22 protein-coding genes are annotated in these 23,117 nt (G+C 37.4%); 2 read left to right on the forward strand and 20 right to left on the reverse strand.

Going from position 1 to position 23,117, the window contains the following annotated elements; genetic code table 11:
- Window positions 1–42 precede the first annotated feature (42 nt).
- From BGO84_RS07235 to BGO84_RS07295, 13 genes are all read right to left on the reverse strand, one after another.
- Window positions 43–924 carry a glycosyltransferase family 2 protein gene (locus BGO84_RS07235; RefSeq protein WP_291028631.1) on the reverse strand — a complete coding sequence of 294 codons (882 nt, stop codon included), beginning with the start codon at window positions 922–924 and terminating at the stop codon, window positions 43–45.
- Window positions 921–2,372: a lipopolysaccharide biosynthesis protein gene (locus tag BGO84_RS07240; RefSeq protein WP_291028632.1), complete on the reverse strand. Its 1,452-nt coding sequence runs from the start codon at window positions 2,370–2,372 to the stop codon at window positions 921–923. Before BGO84_RS07240 ends, BGO84_RS07235 begins: the two co-directional genes overlap by 4 nt.
- 155 nt (window positions 2,373–2,527) lie before the next feature.
- Complete coding sequence (gene tsf / locus BGO84_RS07245; RefSeq protein WP_135105105.1) at window positions 2,528–3,352, reverse strand: translation elongation factor Ts; 825 nt, start codon at window positions 3,350–3,352, stop codon at window positions 2,528–2,530.
- 117 nt (window positions 3,353–3,469) lie between these two features.
- The gene (rpsB, locus tag BGO84_RS07250; RefSeq protein WP_006842961.1) at window positions 3,470–4,321 is read right to left on the reverse strand and encodes a 30S ribosomal protein S2; all 852 of its coding nucleotides are present in this window, start codon (window positions 4,319–4,321) and stop codon (window positions 3,470–3,472) included.
- Between the two features lie 195 nt (window positions 4,322–4,516).
- The gene (rpsI, locus tag BGO84_RS07255; RefSeq protein WP_006842960.1) at window positions 4,517–4,903 is read right to left on the reverse strand and encodes a 30S ribosomal protein S9; all 387 of its coding nucleotides are present in this window, start codon (window positions 4,901–4,903) and stop codon (window positions 4,517–4,519) included.
- A 6-nt stretch (window positions 4,904–4,909) separates the two neighbouring features.
- A complete protein-coding gene (gene rplM, locus BGO84_RS07260; protein WP_006842959.1) occupies window positions 4,910–5,365 on the reverse strand; it encodes a 50S ribosomal protein L13 in 456 nt (151 codons plus the stop codon).
- A 227-nt stretch (window positions 5,366–5,592) separates the two neighbouring features.
- Window positions 5,593–6,114: a GNAT family N-acetyltransferase gene (locus BGO84_RS07265; protein ID WP_291028633.1), complete on the reverse strand. Its 522-nt coding sequence runs from the start codon at window positions 6,112–6,114 to the stop codon at window positions 5,593–5,595.
- A gap of 14 nt (window positions 6,115–6,128) precedes the next feature.
- Entirely contained in the window at window positions 6,129–6,923 is a 795-nt protein-coding gene (locus tag BGO84_RS07270; RefSeq protein WP_283686126.1) for a thymidylate synthase, read from the reverse strand.
- Between the two features lie 245 nt (window positions 6,924–7,168).
- The gene (locus BGO84_RS07275; RefSeq protein ID WP_291028634.1) at window positions 7,169–7,978 is read right to left on the reverse strand and encodes a DUF4249 domain-containing protein; all 810 of its coding nucleotides are present in this window, start codon (window positions 7,976–7,978) and stop codon (window positions 7,169–7,171) included.
- A gap of 20 nt (window positions 7,979–7,998) precedes the next feature.
- A complete protein-coding gene (locus BGO84_RS07280; RefSeq protein WP_291028635.1) occupies window positions 7,999–10,266 on the reverse strand; it encodes a TonB-dependent receptor in 2,268 nt (755 codons plus the stop codon).
- 388 nt (window positions 10,267–10,654) lie between these two features.
- Complete coding sequence (locus BGO84_RS07285; protein WP_291028636.1) at window positions 10,655–11,134, reverse strand: STN domain-containing protein; 480 nt, start codon at window positions 11,132–11,134, stop codon at window positions 10,655–10,657.
- A 23-nt stretch (window positions 11,135–11,157) separates the two neighbouring features.
- On the reverse strand, window positions 11,158–12,069 hold the full coding sequence (locus tag BGO84_RS07290) for a FecR domain-containing protein (RefSeq protein WP_291028637.1): 912 nt from the start codon (window positions 12,067–12,069) through the stop codon (window positions 11,158–11,160).
- Window positions 12,063–12,638 carry an RNA polymerase sigma-70 factor gene (locus BGO84_RS07295; RefSeq protein WP_291028638.1) on the reverse strand — a complete coding sequence of 192 codons (576 nt, stop codon included), beginning with the start codon at window positions 12,636–12,638 and terminating at the stop codon, window positions 12,063–12,065. Before BGO84_RS07295 ends, BGO84_RS07290 begins: the two co-directional genes overlap by 7 nt.
- Window positions 12,639–12,941: 303 nt before the next feature.
- Between BGO84_RS07295 and BGO84_RS07300 the strand changes: the two genes are divergently transcribed.
- Window positions 12,942–14,144 carry a pyridoxal phosphate-dependent aminotransferase gene (locus tag BGO84_RS07300; protein ID WP_006842951.1) on the forward strand — a complete coding sequence of 401 codons (1,203 nt, stop codon included), beginning with the start codon at window positions 12,942–12,944 and terminating at the stop codon, window positions 14,142–14,144.
- The gene (locus tag BGO84_RS07305) at window positions 14,141–14,722 is read left to right on the forward strand and encodes a non-canonical purine NTP diphosphatase (RefSeq protein WP_135105112.1); all 582 of its coding nucleotides are present in this window, start codon (window positions 14,141–14,143) and stop codon (window positions 14,720–14,722) included. Before BGO84_RS07300 ends, BGO84_RS07305 begins: the two co-directional genes overlap by 4 nt.
- A 129-nt stretch (window positions 14,723–14,851) precedes the next feature.
- Here the strand turns inward: BGO84_RS07305 and BGO84_RS07310 are convergent, their stop codons facing one another.
- From BGO84_RS07310 to BGO84_RS07340, 7 genes are all read right to left on the reverse strand, one after another.
- Window positions 14,852–16,696, reverse strand: coding sequence for a membrane dipeptidase (locus tag BGO84_RS07310; protein WP_291028639.1), 1,845 nt, complete (start codon window positions 16,694–16,696; stop codon window positions 14,852–14,854).
- A 10-nt stretch (window positions 16,697–16,706) separates the two neighbouring features.
- Window positions 16,707–17,498, reverse strand: coding sequence for a DNA alkylation repair protein (locus BGO84_RS07315; protein ID WP_291028640.1), 792 nt, complete (start codon window positions 17,496–17,498; stop codon window positions 16,707–16,709).
- 415 nt (window positions 17,499–17,913) lie between these two features.
- Window positions 17,914–18,468: a hypothetical protein gene (locus tag BGO84_RS07320; RefSeq protein WP_135105115.1), complete on the reverse strand. Its 555-nt coding sequence runs from the start codon at window positions 18,466–18,468 to the stop codon at window positions 17,914–17,916.
- A 36-nt stretch (window positions 18,469–18,504) separates the two neighbouring features.
- A complete protein-coding gene (rfbD, locus tag BGO84_RS07325) occupies window positions 18,505–19,458 on the reverse strand; it encodes a dTDP-4-dehydrorhamnose reductase (protein ID WP_291028641.1) in 954 nt (317 codons plus the stop codon).
- Between the two features lie 14 nt (window positions 19,459–19,472).
- On the reverse strand, window positions 19,473–20,372 hold the full coding sequence (gene fabD, locus BGO84_RS07330; protein WP_252638950.1) for an ACP S-malonyltransferase: 900 nt from the start codon (window positions 20,370–20,372) through the stop codon (window positions 19,473–19,475).
- A 265-nt stretch (window positions 20,373–20,637) separates the two neighbouring features.
- Window positions 20,638–21,351 (reverse strand): response regulator transcription factor, encoded by a 714-nt coding sequence (locus BGO84_RS07335; RefSeq protein WP_006842944.1) that lies wholly within the window; start codon window positions 21,349–21,351, stop codon window positions 20,638–20,640.
- A 31-nt stretch (window positions 21,352–21,382) separates the two neighbouring features.
- Complete coding sequence (locus BGO84_RS07340; protein WP_252638951.1) at window positions 21,383–22,954, reverse strand: HAMP domain-containing sensor histidine kinase; 1,572 nt, start codon at window positions 22,952–22,954, stop codon at window positions 21,383–21,385.
- Between the last annotated feature and the right edge of the window lie 163 nt (window positions 22,955–23,117).

Here is a 23,117-nt window from a genome sequence, read left to right on the forward strand (position 1 = left end):
GATATTGCATTGTTAAAACACTTATACCAAGGTTTTTGTTGCTTATCGAGGAAGAAGACTTCTAATCTTCTTTCTTGCATGGTATATATATGCCCGGAAAGTATCTGACCTAGAGAAGGTAAAATCTGAATCCGGCAGAATATCTCTGAGGTCGGATGTCCTTCGAATTTTTTCTCGTCCCATGTATTTCAGAAGGCTTTTTCTATATTTGGCAGGTTTGTTTTCCAAGCTGTACTTTTTGTAAAGGTATATTTTCTCTGATATTTTCACCTTCGTTTCTGCGAGGCATTGCTGTGTGATTTGAAACTCACTGATTCCGATATTAACCAATATTTCCGGAGAGAATGCGAATGTATTATCTTTAGCCATAATCACCTGCATGTAGAAATCCATATCTACCAGCCATATCAGATTCGGGTCGAAAAGATAGCCTTTGTTTCTGAAAATACATACACTTGGAGCACCCAGCCGGTTGCCGGTGTATATTATTGTAGCATCATTCTCAAGTTCTGAAATAAATTCACTGCTTGCTACATGAGGTTTCGAATTATTATTGCTATCCAAGTCGCAACTTGCTGAAAAAGCAATGTCTGCATTTGGATTTTCATCCAACAGACAGACATACTTTCCTAAGCTGTCTGGAGAAGAAAACCAATCATCATGATGAAGTATCTTGATATATTCTCCTTTAGCTTTTTTTATTCCCTCGTTCCAATTCAGCGGAGAGCCTAAAGCTTTTTTGTTTTTGAAATATTTTATTCGCTCGTCCGAATATTCTTCAATCAGTTTTTGTAGTGAATCATCGGGAGAATCATCTGTGATAACGACCTCGTAATCTGTAAAACGCTGTTCTAAAATAGAGTTGAGGCAACGTCTCAGAAAATCAATATGTTTATAAGCCGGGATACAGATGCTGACTTTCATTTCTTTATCCTTTTATTGGTAACATATTCGATGGCTTCTCTCAATATTCTGGCTTTTGAAAAATATAAAGTTCCTATATACAAAGCTCCTACAAATGCTATTTGGCATATCATTAATACAACAGGTTGGGATATCGCAAACCTGAGCATATAGCCACATAGTATACAAATAAATGATATTCCGAAATAAGGCAATAAATCTTTTATTAGTTCAACCAGACTGTAATTTATCAGCTTATTAGACATGATAGAGGATACAATGTATCTGATAATGTAGGTTGTCGAAATACCCGCAATGTAATATAGATAACTGAGCCCGAAAATAAAAGGGATACATATAGAGCTGAAAATCAATATAGCATGCATAATTGTCAGAATAAGAATCAATCCCGATTTACCTTTTATCCTTAATATATCTCCATTTGTAGTTTCAAGGCCTGCAAATATACCGCCAATGCATAGCAGTTGCAGGATGGGAGCTGCTGAAAGCCATTGTTCTCCCAGTATGTACATAAATGATTGGGCTACCAATATTATGCCCATAAACATCGGGAATATGACAAATGCTTTGATCCTGATAAATTTTCTGAATATATATTTCAATCGGTAGTCATCATCGTGTATCGACGATAGGATAGGATAGGAGACGCTGTATATCGATCCGTTTAAGACATCGTTAGCCGAATTGTAATTTCTGTAAGCTAGATTGTATAACCCCCCGATACTTAATGAGTAGAATTTCCCTAGTATGTTTTGGGGAATGTTTACCATTACAGAATTTATAATACTTCCCAAAACCAATTTCGAGCTAAATGCGAACAGATCTTTGAATGACTCTTTACTAAATGATCCCGATGGTTTCCATCTGCTGAATATCCACAGGCAACAAACTTTAAGGAATGTCCACAGTACCACCTGGGTAGCTAATGCCCATACTCCAAAACCAAAATAGGCAAGCAATAGTGTTACAGAGTATGATGTAAATACTGAGAATGCATTAATCTTGGTGATGAGCTTGTAATTTATTTCTTTGATGAGTTTGGCATTCTGTACTACAGCAAAAGAGTTAAATAGGAAGGATAGGAATAAATACCTTGACAAGTCTGTCAAAATAGGTTTATCGTAATAGTTGCTGATGAGTGGAGCCAGAAAGAATAGTAGCAGATACAAGAATATACCGATAGATATATTCAGATAGAAGACAGTGGTGTAATCTGCTTGTGTAATATTCTTCTTACGAATAATGGCGCTCGAGAAGCCACTTTCGTGTAAGATATTTGCTAATCCTACAAATATGGCAAGTACGCCCATCAGTCCGTAGCCTTCTTTATCTATTAGGCGCGCAAGTAATATTCCGGCAACAAATACAAACGCATTTTGGAGTAGCTTATCTAATACACTCCAACTCAGTCCGGATACGGTTTTATCTTTTAATGATTTTTCCTTCATAGACTCCTGTCGAGGAACAGTTTATCTTAATACTTTATTTTGAACGCAAAGCTACTAAAAAAAGCCATATCAATTTAATATCGTATGCGTATAAAAACAAAGAGAGCAGTTCTGAAAACTACTCTCTTCTATATATGATTCTTTAGAATCTCCGATTATTCAGCGTTCAAAGTATAACGTTGGAAACCGACAACAGTAAGTTCTTTATCGTGCGCAGCAAGATATTGAGCTATTGTTAGTTTTGGATTCTTAACGAATTCTTGTTGAAGAAGTGTAAATTCTTTGTAGAATTTATTTAATGCACCTTCTGCAATTTTTTCAATCAAGTTTTCTGGTTTGCCAGCTTCGATTGCTTTTTCTCTTGCAATGCTTAGTTCTCTTTGTTTGATTTCCTCAGATACTTCTTCAGGAACAAGAGCTACAGGGTTCATAGCTGCAATTTGCATAGCTATGTCTTTTGCTACTTGCTCGTCAACGTTTGGTTTGTTGAAACCTACGATAGAAGCTAGTTTGTTACCCGGGTGAACATAAGCAACAACTGTAGGAGCTGTAATTTGTTTGTAAACGCTGAACTCCATTTTTTCGCCTGTAACACCCATTCTGTCTGTTACAAGATCGGTTATAGCACGACCGCTAACTTCAACAGCTTTCAGTGTGTCGATATCAGCCGGTTTGTTTTCTAATGCAGCATCTAGGATAGATTTAGTCATTCCTACAAAATCAGCATTCATTGCAACGAAGTCTGTTTCACAGTTTACTGCCACGATTGCAGCGAAATCGCCTTGAGTAGCAGCAAGTACACAACCTTCCGAAGCATCACGGTCTTCACGTTTTGCAGCAAAAGCTTGTCCTTTTTTGCGAATTATCTCAACAGCTTTGTCGAAATCTCCTTCAGCCTCGTTCAAAGCATTTTTACAATCCATCATACCAGCACCTGTCATTTTGCGTAGATGTTGGATATCAGCCATAGAAATTGCCATATTCTTTCTCCTTTTATTTTGGTTTATAATTATTCTCTATTGATTTAAAGAAAAAAGACCAAATAAATAATCTCTAAGAAGGCTTTCTTAGAGGCTATTTATTTAGTCTTTATACTATTACTCTTCGTCCTCTTTAGCAAACTTGCTGGCTACAGCCGCATTGATTGCTTCTTGGTCTTCTTTAGTTACAGCTTTTTTAGCACCTGCTTTTGCTTTGCGTTCTCTTCTTGGAGCTCCTTCTTCATCTTGAGCTTCAGCAGCAGCGCTATCTGCTTTTTCGATCTTTCTTTCTTCAAGACCTTCTTTGATTCCTTCGCAAAGGCTTCCTAAGATAAGTTCGATAGATTTTGCAGCATCGTCATTAGCAGGGATTACGAAGTCGATATCTTCAGGGCTAGAATTTGTATCTACCATAGCAAATACAGGTATACCAAGACGATTAGCTTCTCTTACTGCAATGTGTTCTTTCATTACGTCTACCACAAACAAAGCAGATGGAAGACGAGTTAAGTCTTGGATAGAACCCAATGTTTTTTCAAGTTTAGCACGTTGACGAGTTACTTGAAGTCTTTCTCTTTTTGACAAAGTATCGAAAGTACCGTCTTTGATCATCTTGTCGATAGTTGACATTTTCTTAATAGCCTTACGGATAGTAGGGAAGTTTGTCAACATACCTCCTGGCCAGCGTTCTACCACGTATGGCATATTCACTGATTGAGCCAAGTCTGTAACAACTTGTTTTGCTTGTTTTTTTGTAGCAACGAACAATATTTTTTTACCTGATTTAGCTATTTGCTTCAATGCAGCAGCAGCCTCTTCAGTCTTAGCTATTGTCTTATAAAGGTCGATAATGTGGATACCGTTGCGCTCCATAAAGATGTAAGGAGCCATAGCCGGATTCCACTTTCTCTTTAAGTGACCGAAGTGTACACCAGCTTCTAATAATTGGTCGAATTCTAATTTTGCCATTTTTAGTTTTTTTGTTTCGTTTACTTTCTTTTTCTGTTAGCGAATTGTCGGGTAGCTCATATTCAGAAGTCCCGGCAATTTAGATACTAAACGTAATTTTAGAGATGAGGCCGACTCATCATTATATATTAACCAACTTATAACTTTTAAGCGGCATATGCCGGCAAAGTGTAATTGGGTAAGATAATATCCAAATTAACGTTTTGAGAATTGAAATCTTTTTCTTGCTTTCGGTTGTCCCGGTTTTTTACGTTCTACAACGCGTGGGTCACGAGTCATAAATCCTTCAGCTCTAAGAGCAGCCTTATCTTCTGGATTGATCTTAACCAATGCACGAGCGATACCTAGGCGTGCAGCTTCTGCCTGTCCTTTGTATCCGCCACCGTTAAGGTTGATCTTTATGTCGTACTTACCATCTACAGCAAGTTTGCTTAGAGGTTGTTTTACAACATATTGAAGAATAGTTGAAGGGAAGTAATTGTCTAGTTCACGTTTGTTGATCACTATTTTTCCGGTTCCTTCGCTTACGAATACGCGAGCTATAGCAGCTTTACGTCTTCCTATTGCATTTACTACTTCCATTAATAATTATTTAAGAGCGTTAATATCTATTGTTTTTGGTTGTTGAGCATCATGTTTGTGCTCAGTTCCTGCATATACATAAAGGTTCTTAAGAAGGGCAGCACCAAGACGATTCTTAGGTAACATTCCTTTTACTACTTTATGCACTAAGCGGTCAGCTCCTTTTTCCAGCAAAACTGCAGGAGTTGCTTCTCTTTGACCTCCAGGATAACCTGTATATCTCAGATAAACGCGATCGTTCCATTTATTTCCTGTAAGTACAACTTTATCAGCATTGATGATGATTACATTGTCGCCACAGTCAACGTGTGGAGTAAAACTTGGTTTGTACTTCCCTCTCAGAAGTTTTGCCACTTTAGAGGCCATACGCCCTAAGGTTTGGCCTGTTGCGTCAATCACAACCCATTCTTTTTGTACAGTTGCTTTGTTCGCAGAAATGGTCTTATAACTTAAAGTATCCACTTAATTAAAAATTAATTTGGTTAATGACTTTTTTGATTCACACAACTATCATCCGTTCATCGAGCTAAGATATGATAAACGATAATCGTTTGCTAATCAATTTTTTACGTTTTATTTCGTAATAATCGGCTCGCAAAATTACTATTTTTCACGGAATTAACAAAATATAATAGAGTATTTTTGTCGAATTAATAGTATATAAACTGTATTTGCAGGGAGTTAGCGTATTATAAGGTTAATTCATAAAGACGGAACCATTTCAAATGCTCGTATCCGAGCCCTAAATCCACTATTCCTATGTATTCATATCCGTGCTTTTCGTATAAGGATATTGCTGCTGTATTATTTATGGAAACATCCAGCCGTATGCTTTTCATATTCAAAGCTGATGAATATTGTTTTGTGAAATTTATCAATTCGGATGCGACTCCCTGATTCATAAAGTCAGGGTTTGTTACAAGTGTATGAACTACTATAATATTACTGTAATCCGTATCAACTTTCCATTTAACCTGATTATATGCATCTTCCGGCGTATGGTTAAGGATAATACTTCCGAGGATAATATCATTCTTTTCCATAACGAAAAGACTCTTTTCTTCAATTCCTTTTATAGCAGTTTCTTTAATGGGATATACATGCTTTATCCATCCCGGATAATTTATATTAGCTTCCAGGTAATCATTTAAATTGTTATACAGATTTTCTAAATTATCTATATCGGAGATTAGCCCTTTCCTTATGTTCATATTATGGAAATCACTTAGACAGCAACTTCTCCTTTTATATGTGGATGCGGGTCGTATCCTTCAAGCTGGAAATCCTCATATTTGAAATCAAAAATACTTTTTACCTCAGGATTGATTATCATCTGAGGGAGAGGACGAAAATCTCTGGTGAGCTGTAGTTTTACCTGATCTAAATGATTCGTATAAATATGAGCATCACCCAGTGTGTGAACAAATTCGCCTTCTTGCAATCCTGTTACTTGAGCCATCATCTTTAGGAGTAGGGCATAGGACGCAATATTGAAAGGAACGCCAAGGAATATGTCTGCACTGCGTTGATAGAGTTGTAAGCTTAGTTTGCCATCAGCCACGTAGAACTGAAAAAAAGCATGGCAGGGTGGGAGGTTCATATTCGGCAGATCGGCAACATTCCATGCGCTCACAATAATACGACGCGAGTCGGGGTTGTTCTTTATTGTCTCTACAGTATTGGTTATCTGGTCTATATATCCTCCATTATAGTCGGGCCACGAACGCCATTGGTATCCGTAGATATGTCCGAGGTCTCCGTTTTCGTCAGCCCATTCGTTCCAGATGCGTACCCCGTGATCTTGCAGGTATTTGGCATTGGTATCACCAGCCAAAAACCAAAGCAGCTCGTATATGATTGATTTTAAGTGTAATTTTTTTGTGGTCAGGACAGGGAATCCTTCTGCCAAGTTGTAACGGCTCTGATGTCCGAAAACACTTATTGTACCTGTACCTGTTCTATCTTCTTTGAATGTGCCTTCAGCCAGCACACGTTTCAGTAAGTCGTGATATTGTTTCATTGCAAAATATAGTGATATTAAGTACAAAAATAGTCAAAATATAGAACAAATGGGTATAAGGTGACTTCTTAACTTTCTAAACTATATCTTTACGTTGGCTTTATTGGTGTTGTGTCTTGGCTTTCGATATTCAAATCCTTGATTACATGGATAAAAAAAGTGAGTCAAAAGTAATTTAGATTTCTCTTTGTTTTGTAGAATTAAGACTAACAATCAGAAGTCTAAATTACTTTTGACTCATCCTTCTATTCTTCCCACTCGGCAGTAATAGTCATTTTATCTACAGTAGATGCAGAGAAGTAGCCTAATGCCCCACCTTTGATATTGGAGGTTGGGTTTGTCTTCGAATCTTCAATTCTACTTAATGTATAAAAGAAAGTATAAGCTCCTTTATCAATACATTGAAATTCTACTTCAATCTCATCTCCCTGTTTGATTGGGTCTACGTCATCATCGTTGATGAATACCGGTAAAAACTGATGTATCGGGCTGCCGTCCATAAACTCAGCACTCAGCACCATTTCATTTACATCCGGCAATTGTTTTCCATTGATATATACAAGACACCGGTAGTACTGATTGGTCTCTCCTTTAGGATCGGAGAAGTGAATCATCGGAATAGCATATTTCATTACCGGAACTTTATACATCGACAATGAATCGAGTTTTACTAAAGGTGGAATTTTAGAGGTAGACGTATATTCTTTATCTTCGTAGGTTACTGATAAATTATAACTGCGACCAATCACCCCTTTGATATTCTGTGCAACATACCAGCCTGTATTGTCCTGTTGCAATATCTCCGTGTTTCCTGCATCATCGGAGATTTTTACAATAGCTCCTTTTAAGAAAGGGTAGCCGCTATTATCATTAAAATCGAGCGTATGGCTTACTCTTACTTTAGCCAATTGATCTTGCTTTACAATACCTTCTATTTGTATGCGTGGTGTAACCGAATTAAGATCGACATCTATTTCTTTTTCACAAGAGGTTACTGCAAGCATTACAGCTAAAGCCGAAAGTACTATTATATATTTGTTTTTTATACTTTTCATAATTTTCCTGCTTTTTTAGTTTAAAACTTGAAGTTCCAAGAAACAGATGGAACAAATGTAAATAGTGAATATTGATAAGCTGTTGTCTTGCTCGGATCTTTTGTATTGGTACGGAATTGAATCATATAAGCATTCTCTCGTCCATAAGCGTTGTATAGACCGAATACCAATTCCGACTGAAATTTAGAGGTCTTCTTTAGCAGACAGGTTGCACCTAGATCGAGGCGATGATAATTAGGCATCCTGTAGCCATTTCTCTCTGCATAGTACATCACATCTTTACCATTGACCTGATATTTTCCGCTTGGATAAGTAATCGCATTCCCTGTATAGAATACCCAAGCCGCAGATAACGACCATTTTGGGTTGAGTTCGTACATTCCCACAATTGATAAATCATGCGTGCGATCTTGGAATGCATTATACCATCTGTCTTCATTTATGCCGTCAATCTTTTTCTCCGATTTCGAAAGAGTGTATGCTATCCACCCCGTAAGCCTTCCCTGACGCTTCTTCAGTGAAAGTTCTACCCCGTATGCTCTTCCTTTTCCCGATAGCAGCTCTGTTTCTATAACGTCATATCCTTCTATGTCGGCATTGTCCTTGAAGTCGAGCTGGTTTCTCATATCTTTGTAATAACCTTCGATACTGAATTCGAACATATTATCATTGAAGTTCCTAAAGTACCCAAGCGATACCTGATCTGCTATCTGTGGCTTTACATTGTTGGAGCTGGATGTCCAACGGTCGAAGGGTGTGCCTTGTGCCGAGTATGACAACAAGTGCATATTCTGTGTTGTGCGTGCATAAGCAGCTTTTATTGAAGATACTTCATTTAGTTTGTAAGCAGCTGAAAATCGAGGTTCGAGATTTATATATGTTTTTACTACTTTTCCCGATTTGTACCATGTGCTATCTAATACATTATTATCCTGATCTAGCGTATAATATTGTCCTTTCCCCAGAGCCATGAAAGCCGAAGCACGAAGTCCATATACCACCTCCAGATTATCAGTTATCTTGATCTGATTGGATATGTAGGCTGCATTTTCTGACGAATAGCGATGATGCAGATCTACCGAGTTTTTTTGCTCCGAGTCCAGATTATAGTTTCCGGGAGCCAAATCATGGTATGTAGAGCTGACACCTAAACGCCATTGGCTGTTTTTACTTTGCTGAAAGATAAACTCATGCTTTAAACCATAGTCTTTGATTTTAGCTGTTCCATTCAAGTTCATTCCTACTTCCATCCCAAAGTAGTAATCGTACTGATTATAAGATAGTGATGTGCGAGAAGTCCATTTGTTATTGAAAGTATGACTCCAGTTAGCTATCAGAAAACTATTTCCCCAGTTCACCTCGGCTGCATCTTTTAATACCATTTTGTCTCGTCCCAAATATCCAGAAATAGATATCTGGTCTTTATCAGACAAGGCGAAGTTCAACTTCATATTCAGGTCATAAAAATACAGGTAAGCATTTTTTGCATCTTCTATTCCCGACATACGTGCCAATGCATCGGCATAGGTGCGTCTTGCCCCTATCAGGAAAGATGATTTCCCTTTTTGTATAGGCCCTTCGGCATTCACATTAGATGAAATAAGCCCGATGCCACCGGCTACATGATATTTCTGATTGTCACCATTACGTTGTTGAACATCTAAGATTGATGCCAAGCGTTCTCCGTACTGCGCCGGCATAGCTCCTTTATACAGCGTTACATCACGTAATACTTCCGAGTTGAACGTAGAGAAGAAACCCATCAGATGGGATGCATTGTAGAGCGATACATTATCCAGTAAGATAAGGTTCTGATCGGCACTACCCCCGCGTACATAAAACCCTGAACTGCCTTCTCCGGCACCTTGTACTCCGGGCATTAGCTGTATTGATTTTATGATATCACGTTCTCCGAGTAGAACCGGAATCTTATTTATTGTTTGTATCTCCATTTTCTCAATCCCTGTTTGTGGTGCGGATACATTTGCATCGGGACGCTCGGCAGATACAACAACTTCACTCAAACCAATTGTAGTTTGTACAAGTTCGATATCTTTTTTTATATTTTGGTTAAGAGAAATTTTCAAGGTTTTTTTTTCGAAGCCGATATAATCAACCTTTAATGTGTATTCTCCTTTCGGAAGAGTAAGGGCATATTTCCCATTCTCATCTGATGATACACCACTGCCATTTCGGTTTTCTATTATAATTGGAACTCCTATCAGTGTTTCTTTTGTACGAGAGTCAACTACCGTCCCGCTAATTTTATAGGTTTGTGCACTTGTCAAAACCGGAATTATAAATAAATGTAAAAGCCATAGAAATGAAACCCAAGTCTTTTTGGGTAAAAAATTTGCATGTACTAACATAAGTAGGTTTAAATTTTTAAACAAAGTTCAATTTGTTTATATTAATGTATAAGTTTTTATCTATTCAGATCTTAGTGGTTTTAGAAAATAAAACCATTAAAATCTATGTTTATTGTATTCACTCGTTCACAATTTAACAAATGAAGAGTGTCCTTTTTTATAATGCAAAGTTAGACTAGACCATATTAACCAACAAGCTGAAATCGATAAATACATATTTTTTCTCGATGAATTAACTCTAAATGTGCATTAATTATAGTCACTATCCTTCTTCTCGAATATAGCGTGAAAATTCTTGCGATTTTTTTTAACATAATGGTCTCATTTTTTTGTTGTTTATAGTTAAAGGAAGCCCTTTCTCTATCCGCTCATCAGCGATTTTGTCATTTCCTATACTACTAAGACCACTATGCGGGGAGTTTCCACTACTCCTATCTATAATATTATTATCGTCTTCTGTAATTGGTTCATAATTAGCGATTCCCTTAGGGGTTGCTTTGGCTGATGTTATTATTACATATTTACCTTTTATAATATAAAAAAAATATTTGTCGTGCAGCAATATGTATACTGCCTCGGTTACCTCTTTGTTGACAATATTGATAGAAATCTTCTTATGCGTATCCACAACCTTAGGGTTGTACGAAAATTCGACTCCCGTTTGTTGGGTTATAAGTTTCATCGCTACACCGATTCTCTCATTCTGTAATTTTATGTTTACCATTTTCTGAGAGTGCAAGCTAGCAGTGATAAGGATAAATAATGATATAAATATTATTTTCTTCATTCGACTTTAATTATGATCTTTCCCTATTCGATTGTATAGCCATCGCCTATGTGGTCTACTTTCAGGTTTAATGTAATAGCTACTACATCCAGTATGGTAGACAAATCTTCTTTTGTGAATGTTACTGTAATAGGAAGATCTTGGACGCTTTTATCTTTCAGCTCTATCTGTTGCCCGTAGAATGTATTTAGTTGGTTGATAACTTCGCTTAGAGTTGTCCCTTTGAACTGGAAATTACCTCTCATTGTTTCCTTATAGAATTTATTATTTTTAGACAAGTAATATCCGCTTTGACTCATCTTAAGATTTATGCCGGTGTTGCTGTCCGAATAAAACAAGACTTCACCTTCGGTAACACTCACATAAACGGAGTCGGGAGTATTTGCTTCAACTGTAAACTTAGTACCGATATCTTTTACATATATATTCCCTGCTTTCACAATTTTGCTTTCTGCTTTTTCCGAATTCATTTCAAAGGAAGCTTTACCTTTTAGATAGATTGTATCTCTTGTGCCATTTTTACTAAAGGAGACTTCACCTTCTATCAAGTTTATTCTTGTGCTGTCAGCAAAAGAATACAACCCTTTCTCAGTAATGGTAGTAATCGGATTGTCTTGCTTTCTGTTGAAGATAAAAAATAGTATCGCTACAGCAGCAGCTGCACCTATTATCCAAGCTAGAGGCTTTCTTTTGTGAGATAGCGTTTTTAGGGAGGTTTTATTTATATGTTCCTCTATTATTTCAATCGCTTTTTGTACATCGAAGGGAGGGTATTCGCCCGTTCCCATATTTTGATAAATCGAAGTGAGCTCAAAGAAATATTCTTCATGCTCCTGCGACTCGGCAAGCCACTTCTCCAAGCGTATTCTATCTTGAGGAGATAACTCTCCTGCAAAATATCGTGCTAATAATCTGTCAGTGTCATTCGTTACCATAGTCCAATCAGTTTTATTAAGTAGTATAACACGACGACCGAAATAAATTCTTTCAGGTTTTCTCTCAAGAGCTTCAGTGCTTTAGCTATTTGATTTTCTACCGTATTTGGAGAGATTGCCAGTTCTTGAGCAATCTCCTTATAGCTCATCATTTCGAATCGGCTAAGTTCAAATACCTCTCTGCATCGGGGTGGTAATTGTGCTATCGCCATAGTGATTTTATAATTCAGTTCTTTTTCTACAATGCTTTCATATACTTCGTTATGCTCAACCGGTTCGTCTAAGGCTATTTGTTGATTGTGCTTCTGTTGCACTTTCATCTGTTTAACTCGGTTTAGACAGATATTATGCACAGCCATATACAGATAAGACTTTATCGACACGGTTATACTCGTATTGAGGCGGTCGTCCCATAGTTTAAAAAATACTTTCTGAACGGCATCTTCTGCCTCGAACTGATCTTTGAGAATACTATAAGCGTATTTACATAAAGGTTCATACCACCTTTTGAACAGGGCTTCGTGAGTTCCTTTATCTGTTAACCTCACTGTCTCTTGAATAAGCTCCACTTTTTTACATTGCTTTTGATAGGGTCGTTTCGAGTCAATTCTACTTCCCTATATGATATATGACAATTTTGTCCGGGTCTTCCACTATGTGAAAAGCAAATATATTTCTTTTTCTGATAAATACCTGCCTTTTTGTTGTTTGAATAGAATAAGATTATTAACATTGTTTGATATTCAATGCATAACGTTGTATATATCTAACTCACAGAACCAAAAATCTATTTTTGCATTCCGGGTATAAGTTTTCCTATAATTCGTATATTTGTGCTTCATTGTAAAATTGTATAAATAATATATTCGATTATGCCAAGTATCTCGCAACGAGGAATAGATATGCCAAATTCGCCAATCAGAAAATTGGCTCCCTTATCAGACTCTGCAAAGGCTAGAGGTCTAAAAGTTTACCATCTGAATATCGGACAACCCGATCTGCCGACACCGGAAGAAGCTCTCGAAGCGATTCGGAATATAGACCGCACGATCTTAGAATATAGTCCCAGCGATGGTTACCGTTCTTATCGTGAAAAGTTGATAGGATATTATGCAAAATATAATATTAATGTATCTCCCGATGATATTATTATTACCACAGGTGGCTCAGAAGCGGTATTGTTTGCTTTCTTGGCTTGTCTCGATCCGGGAGATGAAATCATAGTTCCCGAACCTGCTTATGCCAACTACATGGCGTTCGCAGCATCGGCAGGAGCAGTTATTCGTACTGTGTCTTCTACCATCGATGAGGGGTTTGCACTACCTCCTGTAGAGAAATTCGAAGAGCTTATTAATGAGCGGACTAAAGGTATCCTTATTTGTAACCCGAATAATCCGACAGGCTACCTGTATTCTCGTACAGAAATGAACCAGATAAAACATTTGGTGCAAAAATATGATCTCTATCTGTTTTCAGACGAAGTATATCGTGACTTTATATATACCAACTCACCTTATGTTTCGGCATGTCACCTTGTTGGAATTGAGGAGAATGTCGTACTGATCGACTCTGTGTCGAAACGATATAGCGAATGTGGTATCCGCATCGGTGCTTTGATTACCAAGAACAAGGAGCTTCGCAAAACTGTAATGAAGTTGTGTCAAGCTCGTCTTAGTCCGCCACTTATCGGTCAGATAGCAGCGGAAGCCTCTCTGGATGCTTCTCTGGAATATATACGCGACATATACGAAGAATATGTAGAGAGACGGAAGTTCTTAATCGACAGGCTAAACCGTATTCCGGGAGTATATTCTCCTATACCTATGGGCGCGTTCTATACCGTTGCCCGATTGCCGGTCGAAGATTCTGACGATTTTTGTGCATGGTGTTTGTCTGATTTTGAATACGAAGGACAAACTATATTTATGGCTCCCGCTTCCGGCTTTTACACTACACCGGGACTTGGGAAAAATGAAGTGCGTATTGCTTATGTACTTAATAAAGAAGATTTAGCGAAGGCACTTACTGTATTAGAAAAAGCTTTAGAGGCCTATAATTCAAAAGATAAAAAATGAGAAGGAAATTAGTTTTTGCTACCAACAACAGTCATAAGCTCGAAGAAGTAAAAGCAGTTGTTGGAAGCAGTTTTGATATACTCAGCCTAAAAGATATCGGCTGCCACGAAGATATTGAAGAACCGGGAGAGACATTGCAGGAAAATGCTCTGATAAAAGCCCGCTACGTAAAAGATAAATATGGCTATGACTGCTTCGGAGATGATACCGGACTGGAAGTAGAAGCCTTGAACGGTGCTCCGGGAGTATACTCTGCCCGTTATGCGGGAGGAGATCATGACTCGAAGGCAAATATGAAAAAGCTGCTCAAAGAGCTTGATGGTACTACTAACAGGAAAGCGCAGTTCAGAACTGTGATCGCATTGATATTGGATGGCAAAGAATATCTATTCGAGGGAAAGGTGAAGGGTAGTATTATCACCGAAGAAAGGGGAGACGCGGGGTTTGGTTATGATCCTGTTTTTCAACCTGATGGATACGATCAAACATTTGCCCAATTAGGGTCAGAAGTGAAGAATAACGTAAGTCACAGAGCATTAGCTACAAAGGCTTTGTGTGAGTTCTTGAAAAATATTTGAACAATTAGATACTAAGTAGAACTGGCTGAAAGGGAGTAAATAACTTATTCTTCTTTGTCATCCTGAACGAAGCGAAACATCTCGTGTTTAAAAGATAAAATCCTTTCAGGCAGTTCTATTTATTGCAATTTACTTTTGTGCTTCTTTTTGAACGGTAGCCATAACTCTAAGGAAATTTCCTCCCCATATTTTAGCGATATCTTCATCCGTGTAACCTTTCTCTAAAAGCTTCATCGTAATATTGATCATATCATTGCTGCCATTGCAGCCAATAAGCCCGCCACCGCCATCAAAGTCGGAAGCAATGCCTACGTGATCTATTCCGGCGACCTTTACGGCATAATCGATATGCTCTATCGCATCAGATAGGGATGCTTTTTTCCGATCTTTATTCACAAAGAGATCTACCAAACATATTTGCACAACTCCTCCGTTCTTGGCTAAAGCTTGCATTTGCTTGTCTGTAAGGTTTCGGTCATGGTAGCATAGTGCTTGTACTGACGAATGAGAAGCGATAATAGGTTGAGTAGAGAGTTTGATAACATCCCAAAAAGTCTTTTCACTCGCATGCGATATGTCAATCATGACTCCCTGTGTGTTCATTTCTTTTATTACCTCTTTCCCCAAGGGGCTTAACCCATTCCATTCACGTGTAGTATCACTCGATGTATCACATATATCATTGTCTTTGGTATGGCAAAGTGTAATATAATTCACCCCCATTTTCTTGAACCGGGCAATATTCTCAATATCTTTCCCTATTCCATAACCATTTTCTATTCCTATGAAAATAGCTTTCTTTCCTGCGTTTTTTATTCTAGCAAGATCATCTGTCGTATAAGCTATTTCGCAGATATCGTTATTTTTCTCTACCTGTAAATGGATACCTTTTATCAATCCGTCTATTTTGTCGACGGCAGCCTGCGATGAAACTTTATCCCGTTTCCCTTGAGCCGTATAAGCAGCAAAGAAAATAGCATCTAGCATGCCTTCTTCCATCTTCGGAATATTCACCTGATTATTTTCTCTTTCTCCGATATCGAATCCTGCTTTTTTGAATTCTAAAGGAGTGTCGCAATGAGTATCAATAGAAAATATATGTTTATGCAGTTCTTTTGCCTTTCGGAAAGTTTCGGCTTCAGAAACTATGAATTTAAAGAATTTCAGCATCGTAGTATCTCCTCCGGCAACATGTCCTTCGGGATGCCATTGTACACCTATTATTCTTCTGTCGGGATAGGCTTCTATTGCCTCCACGATGCCATCCTGTGCTGTTGCTGCCAATTTGAATCCGGGAGCCACATCTTTTACACCCTGATGGTGGAAGCTGTTGACAAATACTTCTGTTTTTCCAAGTATCTTACTCAATTGAGACTCTTCTGCAATAGAGACTTTATGTGTTCCGATTTCTTTAGGCTCACTTTGCCTGTGTTTTACGCTTTTATTCTGATGCTGTGTAGGGATGTCTTGATAGAGTGTTCCTCCAAAAGCAACATTGATCGCCTGCTCTCCTCTACATATCCCCAATACAGGGATGTTGCGGTCTGTCGCCAACTTTAAAAGTACTAAATCGTAAATGTCACGGATAGAATCTATGTCATTCATCTCCGGGATCGCCTGTTCTTTATAGTATAGCGGGTTGAAATCTTCACCGCCGGTCATTACTAATCCGTCAAGATCCTTTACAATATCTCTCAGTACTGTTCCTTTTGTCATCACAGGGATAATAAGAGGTCGTCCTCCGGCCTTGAGAATAGCTTCTATATATGTTCCGGGCACGCTCGATCCTCCGTTGCTTGTGCGGCTTGCAGAGACTCCGATCAATGGTTGCTGTTTTGCTCTCAGATCAACAAAGTGTGAGTCTGTATATTCATACAATTTTTGCAAATCGGGGACTATCGCCTCTTGCCCTCTTAGCGAAAGGATATTCAGAAACAATAATATAATGAGTATATTATATGTAGTCCTTTTCATTTTTAATCTCTTATTTTTTATTAATCGTTCGAAGTGCCTTCTTGATTATATATTTCGTCTCTTTGGTCGGATTATTGCTTTCCCATTTGGTTGTAACTGCAATTACAAAATCGGGACGGGTTTTACTTGCGTCATTCAACCAGTTGCCTACGCTATCCTGTACATACTTTTCAGAGTCCGATTTCAACGCTTCTAAAATTGGCAAAGCAATTTCGGGCTGTTGCTTAAGTTTTTCGATATGTTTGCTCCATACCCCATTCGGACGTATAGCTTCTGATGCAAATCTGCGAATATTATGATCTTTGTCTTTAGTCCATGCTAACAGTATCGGTATAGCATTTTCTATATTGCGATCCATATCTTCACGAACCGCCATCCATGCAATCTCTCTTACCCCAAAATTGCCATCGGCGGCAAAACCTTTGATTGCTTCCAATTTATCCGCAAAAGATATTGATTTGTCTAAGCCTATCATATAAGCAGCCCAACAGCGTACATTATCGGATATGTGACTTTTAAGTTCTTTCAACAGCTTCTTATCTGTTTCTTGAAGCGTTTCTCTCAAAAGTGTTTCTCCGATTCTGCGTATCGTTTGCATTGTGCTCGCTTTTTCCAACACTTCAAGGTCTGATAAACAAGCCGTCGCATATTTCTCCGACAAAACGTTTTTCAAAAGCTCTTTTTGGTCAACAGCCAGCCACTCTGTCAGATTAACAGACTCTATAGTACCCAGATTCAGTTGTTGCAATACTTCGGCTGGTATATCTTTTAAGGATTTTGCTCCCTTTCTCTTAACTTCCATATATAAAACAAATTAAACAGAAAAAGTAACAAAAGTAACACTTTTAAGTATATTATTTGTTGTCACCTTTTTCTTTATTCAATAATACTAAGAGCCTGTTTAAATTTTCTACGAATTTTCTTCGTTCATTTTTAGTCTCTTTTTGTCCGATTTATCCTTTTATTCAATTCTAATAGCCTGCTATTATCGTTTCTCAAGAGAATAAATCATCCTGAAAATAGCTCTAAAAATTGGAACGAGCAAAATTTAATCAGGCTCTAACGATCTTTAATATAAGACAATTTAATAATTAGAAAATACAAGGTTCTGATATCTATAGTCAAATGTCAGAGCTTAATGTTATTGCCTATAAATAAAAACAGAGGTTCTCTTTGTACGAAAACCTCTGTTGATTTATTCTTTAATATTGGATATGCTAATTTGCTATAAATTTAAACTCAGGAGTGATCTGATATTTCACAAAAGCAGTATCTGATTTTTCCACTTGGTCATCATCGTTGTCGCTATAGGTGAAATTTATAGTCTGAACAATAATCTCTTTACTATTTATCTTTGATGATACTTCGCTGTAATACTCTACCATATCTTCGTAAGCGACAAGCAAATTATCTTGCAGGTTTCCGCTTTTGTCGTAGCTTAACAAATATTCGGTTATTTCACCATCTGTTATCACTAGTACGGTTAATATTTTGCCATTCTCATTCGCCAGTAAAATACGCCCCATCGATAAATCTTCGGCACTGTAACCTTCTAAACCTTTAACGTTGAACAACTGTAAATCGGTATACTCTTTTTCGGTCAGTCTGGCGATATCCGTCAGATCCATGCTATCGGCCTTATTGCTCAACTGAGTTTCTGAAAGCTCAACATTTAATGTATCCAACTGAGCTTGCTTATTTTCAGATTGTTTATTCTGACAGGATACGATTGTGACCAAAAATATAAAACTGAAAAGATAAATCTTTTTCATTTTAGTAGCTAGAATGTGATTGTAAATTAACTAAGTTCAAATAGATAACAATTCTTTGATGCAATTGTTTAAACTTTCTTCCCATTTAGGGATAGTAAGGTTGAATGTAGATTTTATCTTGGATTTGTCCAGTACACTATATTTAGGTCTTGTGGCTTTTACCGGATATTGTTCGGTCGTTATAGGGTTCACTTTGCATGTATTGATACCCGCTTCTTTGTGGATTGCTAATGTGAAATCGTACCAGGTAGTAGCCCCCTCATTGGAGTAATGGTATATACCGGGTTTAAATCCGTTGGCTTCACTGAAATCAAGTATTTTTACAATTGTTTTGGCCAGATCTGTTCCATTGGTAGGTGTTCCTTTCTGGTCAGCTACAACGTTTAGTGTTTCGCGCTCTTTGCCTAGTTTTATCATTGTCTTCACAAAGTTGTTTCCAAAAATGGAATACAACCATGCTGTTCGTATAATAATACTATCAGCACAAGCTTTCAATAATTCAGCTTCGCCTTCTTGCTTCGATTTACCATATACTGACTGAGGATTTACTGTATCAGTCTCAACATAAGGTTTGTTTGCTGTTCCATCATACACATAGTCTGTGGATATATGTATAACTTTAGCATTGTTGTTTGTTGCTGCCAGCCCTAAATTGGCAACAGCATCACGGTTGATTTTATAACATAAATCTACATCATCCTCTGCTTTGTCCACAGCTGTATAAGCTGCACAGTTGATAATATACTTTATATTATTTTCTTTTATAAAGGAATCTACAGTCTTAAGATCAGTGATGTCTAACTCTGCTACATCTGTAAAGAAGAAACGGAAGTTGTTTTCATGATTAGCCGATATTCGTCTTATCTCATTTCCCAACTGTCCGTTACATCCTGTAACAAGAATATTTTTCTGAACGAGTTCGAACAGAAAAATATTCTTCGCTGTTTCATCCTGATCGTCGGCTTGTTTATTTCCTGAAAAAAAAGCCATCTTGATTTATTTTTTTAAATGCAGCTAACCAATTGTTGCTTGCCTGTTGCAGATACCTGTGGTGCTATTTTCTTTACAAGACCTTGTAAAACATTACCCGGTCCAAGTTCCACAAATTCAACAGCTCCGTCTGCAACCATATGTTCTACAGATTGAGTCCATTTTACAGGTGCTGTTAATTGTGCTATCAAATTGTCCTTTATAACGGCAGGATCTGTTTCTCCTACTGTAGACACATTCTGATATACAGGACATGTAGGAACTGTGATAATTGTATTGTTTATAGCTTCCGACAATTTTACTTTTGCAGGCTCCATCAATGGAGAGTGGAATGCTCCTCCTACTTTCAGCTTAAGAGCTCTTTTTGCTCCGGCAGCAAGTAACAATTCGCATGCAGCATCAATACCTGCATTAGAACCTGATATTACCACCTGTCCGGGACAGTTATAATTAGCCGGTACAACTACTTCGTTCTTGATAGATGCACATATTTCTTCTACTTTAGCGTCTGGCAATCCTAACACTGCTGCCATTGTAGAAGGATTCATTTCGCATGCTTCCTGCATAGCAAGAGCACGTTTATAAACAAGATTTAAACCATCTTCGAAAGACATGGCGCCGGCAGCAACCAAAGCAGAGAACTCTCCTAAAGAGTGACCCGCAACCATATCTGGCTTAAATTCATCGCCAATTGTTTTAGCCAATATTACCGAATGGAGGAAAATAGCCGGTTGAGTAACTTTAGTCTGACGGAGATCTTCGTCAGTACCGTTAAACATTAAATCTGTTATGCGGAAACCTAAAATCTCATTCGCTTTTTCGAACATTTCTTTAGCAACAGGAGATGTTTCGTAAAGGTCTTTACCCATTCCTACAAACTGAGCTCCTTGCCCTGGGAATACAAATGCTTTCATTTTCAATATTTATAATTTATATAAGCAATTCAATTCAGGGTGCAAAATTAGTAAAAAAATGAAATATAAGACACTGATAATGCACAAATAAAAAAAGTATGAGTTAAAAAGACATACTTTACTTCTTAATTCACTTATCGATACTATTATTTTGGATTGATGTAGATGATGCTTTTGCTGCCTCTTGCAAAGGTTATAGAATTACTAAAAAAGAAAGGCTAATGATTATATTCTATCATTAGCCTCTCATATATAATTGCATTTATTACTCTGCGCTTTCTTCTTCGTTTACCGGAGCTATCAGTTTGTAGCCTTTACCGTGTATATTGATGATCTCAATACTTGGGTCAGGTTTCAATAGCTTACGCAATTTAGTGATGTAAACATCCATGCTACGAGCGTTGAAGTAGTTATCGTCCACCCAAATTTGCTTTAGGGCATGATTTCTTTCCAGAATGTCGTTGGCATGAGCACACAATAGAGCAAGAAGTTCTGCTTCTTTTGTTGTGAGTTTAGTACTTTCTCCATTGATCGTCAAAATTTGTTTTTGAGTATCAAAGTTCATATTACCAAACTGATAAAGCTGTTGTTCTTTACTTCTTTTCCCTTTCACACGACGGAAGATTGCTTCGATACGAAGAACAAGTTCCTCCATGCTGAACGGTTTCGTGATATAATCGTCTGCTCCGGCTTTGAATCCTTCCAGAATATCATCTTTCATATTTTTGGCTGTCAAGAATATGATAGGTATTTCTGTATTGATTGCTCTGATCTCTTTCACAAGAGTGATACCGTCTTTTTTAGGCATCATAACATCCAATATACACAAATCATACTTTTCTTTAACAAAGCCTTTGTATCCAACCTCACCATCGGTGTAGAGGTCTGTGTCGTACCCTTTGGCCTGAAGATATTCTCTTAGCAACATACCAAGATTTTCATCATCTTCACATAAAAACAGTTTCAATTTTTCTTCCATAACTTACTTATTTACAGTTTATTTTGCTTAACTAACTTTTACTCTTCATTATAGGCAGGCAAATTATAAATTTGGTGCCCTTCCCCAGCTCACTCTCGGCTTTTATTGTTCCTTTATGATCCTCTATTATTTTTTTTACGTATGCAAGTCCTAGTCCAAAACCTTTGACATCATGTCTGTTACCTGTCGATACCCGATAAAACCGTTCGAATATTTTCTTTACATATTCCTTTTTTATTCCGATACCATTGTCCTCTACAGCGATGTACAATTTATTATTGCTGTTCCACGTTCGAATCATCAGTTGCAAAGGAACATCTTCTTTTCTGTACTTCACGGCATTATCGAGCAAATTGAACAACACATTTGTAATGTGCATCTTGTCTGCTTCGATAGCCGATTCGGTAGCTTCTAAATCGATATCGAGATTTCCTCCAAATTTTTCAACTTTGATCTGGAATGTGTTTGCAACTCCTACTACAATGTCATTGGCATCCAGTTCCTTGAGTTTTAGTGTAGCTCTTTGTTTTTCGAATAGCGACATCTGAAGAACTTTTTCTACCTGAAAACTCAATCGTTCCGTTTCGTCGTTTATTACCCCGGATATATGTTTAAATACCTCGGGTGATTTTGTAATAGCCCCGTCTTTTAACATCTGGGCGGCTAAAGATATAGTCGATACCGGTGTTTTCAATTCGTGGGTCATATTGTTCATAAAGTCATTCTTCATTTCCGATAAACGCTTTTGTCGGAATGTGATATATATTATTATTATAAATGTAACCAACAAGATAAAAGTAAATATTATGGCCGGATACAAGAATGATACCTCGCTTGATAGATAGTGTCCTTTATCGGGAAAGTAAACTTTCAGATAGGTGACTTTATTCGGCGGATCATTCGGAAATAGTACTTGTTGATATGCATATTTCTTGTCTCTATCCAGAAAACGTGGTTGCCTATAAACCGGCTTATCATTTTTATCTACAACTTCGTACTGGAAAAGTAACTCTATATTATTGTTTTTTAATTCATTCTTTATCTTAGTCTCCAGATCTTTAAAGTTTATCCTTTCTTCTATAGGCACATCACTTGCCGATTTGAATATCCTGTTCAAGACATCATTCATGATATCTTTTTCATATAGGTATCTCTTTATCTGCTCTTCTTGTAGGTCGAAGAATGTTTTTGAGATCGCATTTGTGCCGCTTTTAGGCGACTGGAATACCTGTTTAGGCGGTGTTGTTTGTACCGTAGTCACATTGTGTTCCATATAAATGACTGTACCGTCGGGCGCTGTCATCTTTGTCCTTTGCTGTTGTGTAACAGTTTCTTCCTGTGGCTGATTCCTTAATGCCATAGAGCGATTGTAAGCCGCTGCATCCTTCTTCTGTGTTTCAATGAACGCTTCATCCAGATATTTTTTTGTTTGATCGAGTTCCAAATTTCTTGAAATTTGAGCCAAACTACGGTTTACCGCTTCATTAAACTGATCGCTCCTCAATCTTATTGATTCGCGTAAATAGGTTATTTGTAAATACAACAGACCAAAGAATGCTACAGCCATTATTGCTGCGAGTATCCAAATTGTCGATTTTTTCATTTTCTCTTAATATCCTCAGTCTTCTCTAGTCAATTAAATAATGCGATAATTATCAAACATTAACCTTTTGCACTGAACAACTATTTAACAATTGAGAGTAAGATATTGTTTAACATTTGAGGAAATAAACTTATATGATTTTTTTTTCTTATGCAAACTTATC

The sequence above is a fragment of the Dysgonomonas sp. 37-18 genome, assembly GCF_001899125.1.
Taxonomy (GTDB): Bacteria; Bacteroidota; Bacteroidia; order Bacteroidales; family Dysgonomonadaceae; genus Dysgonomonas.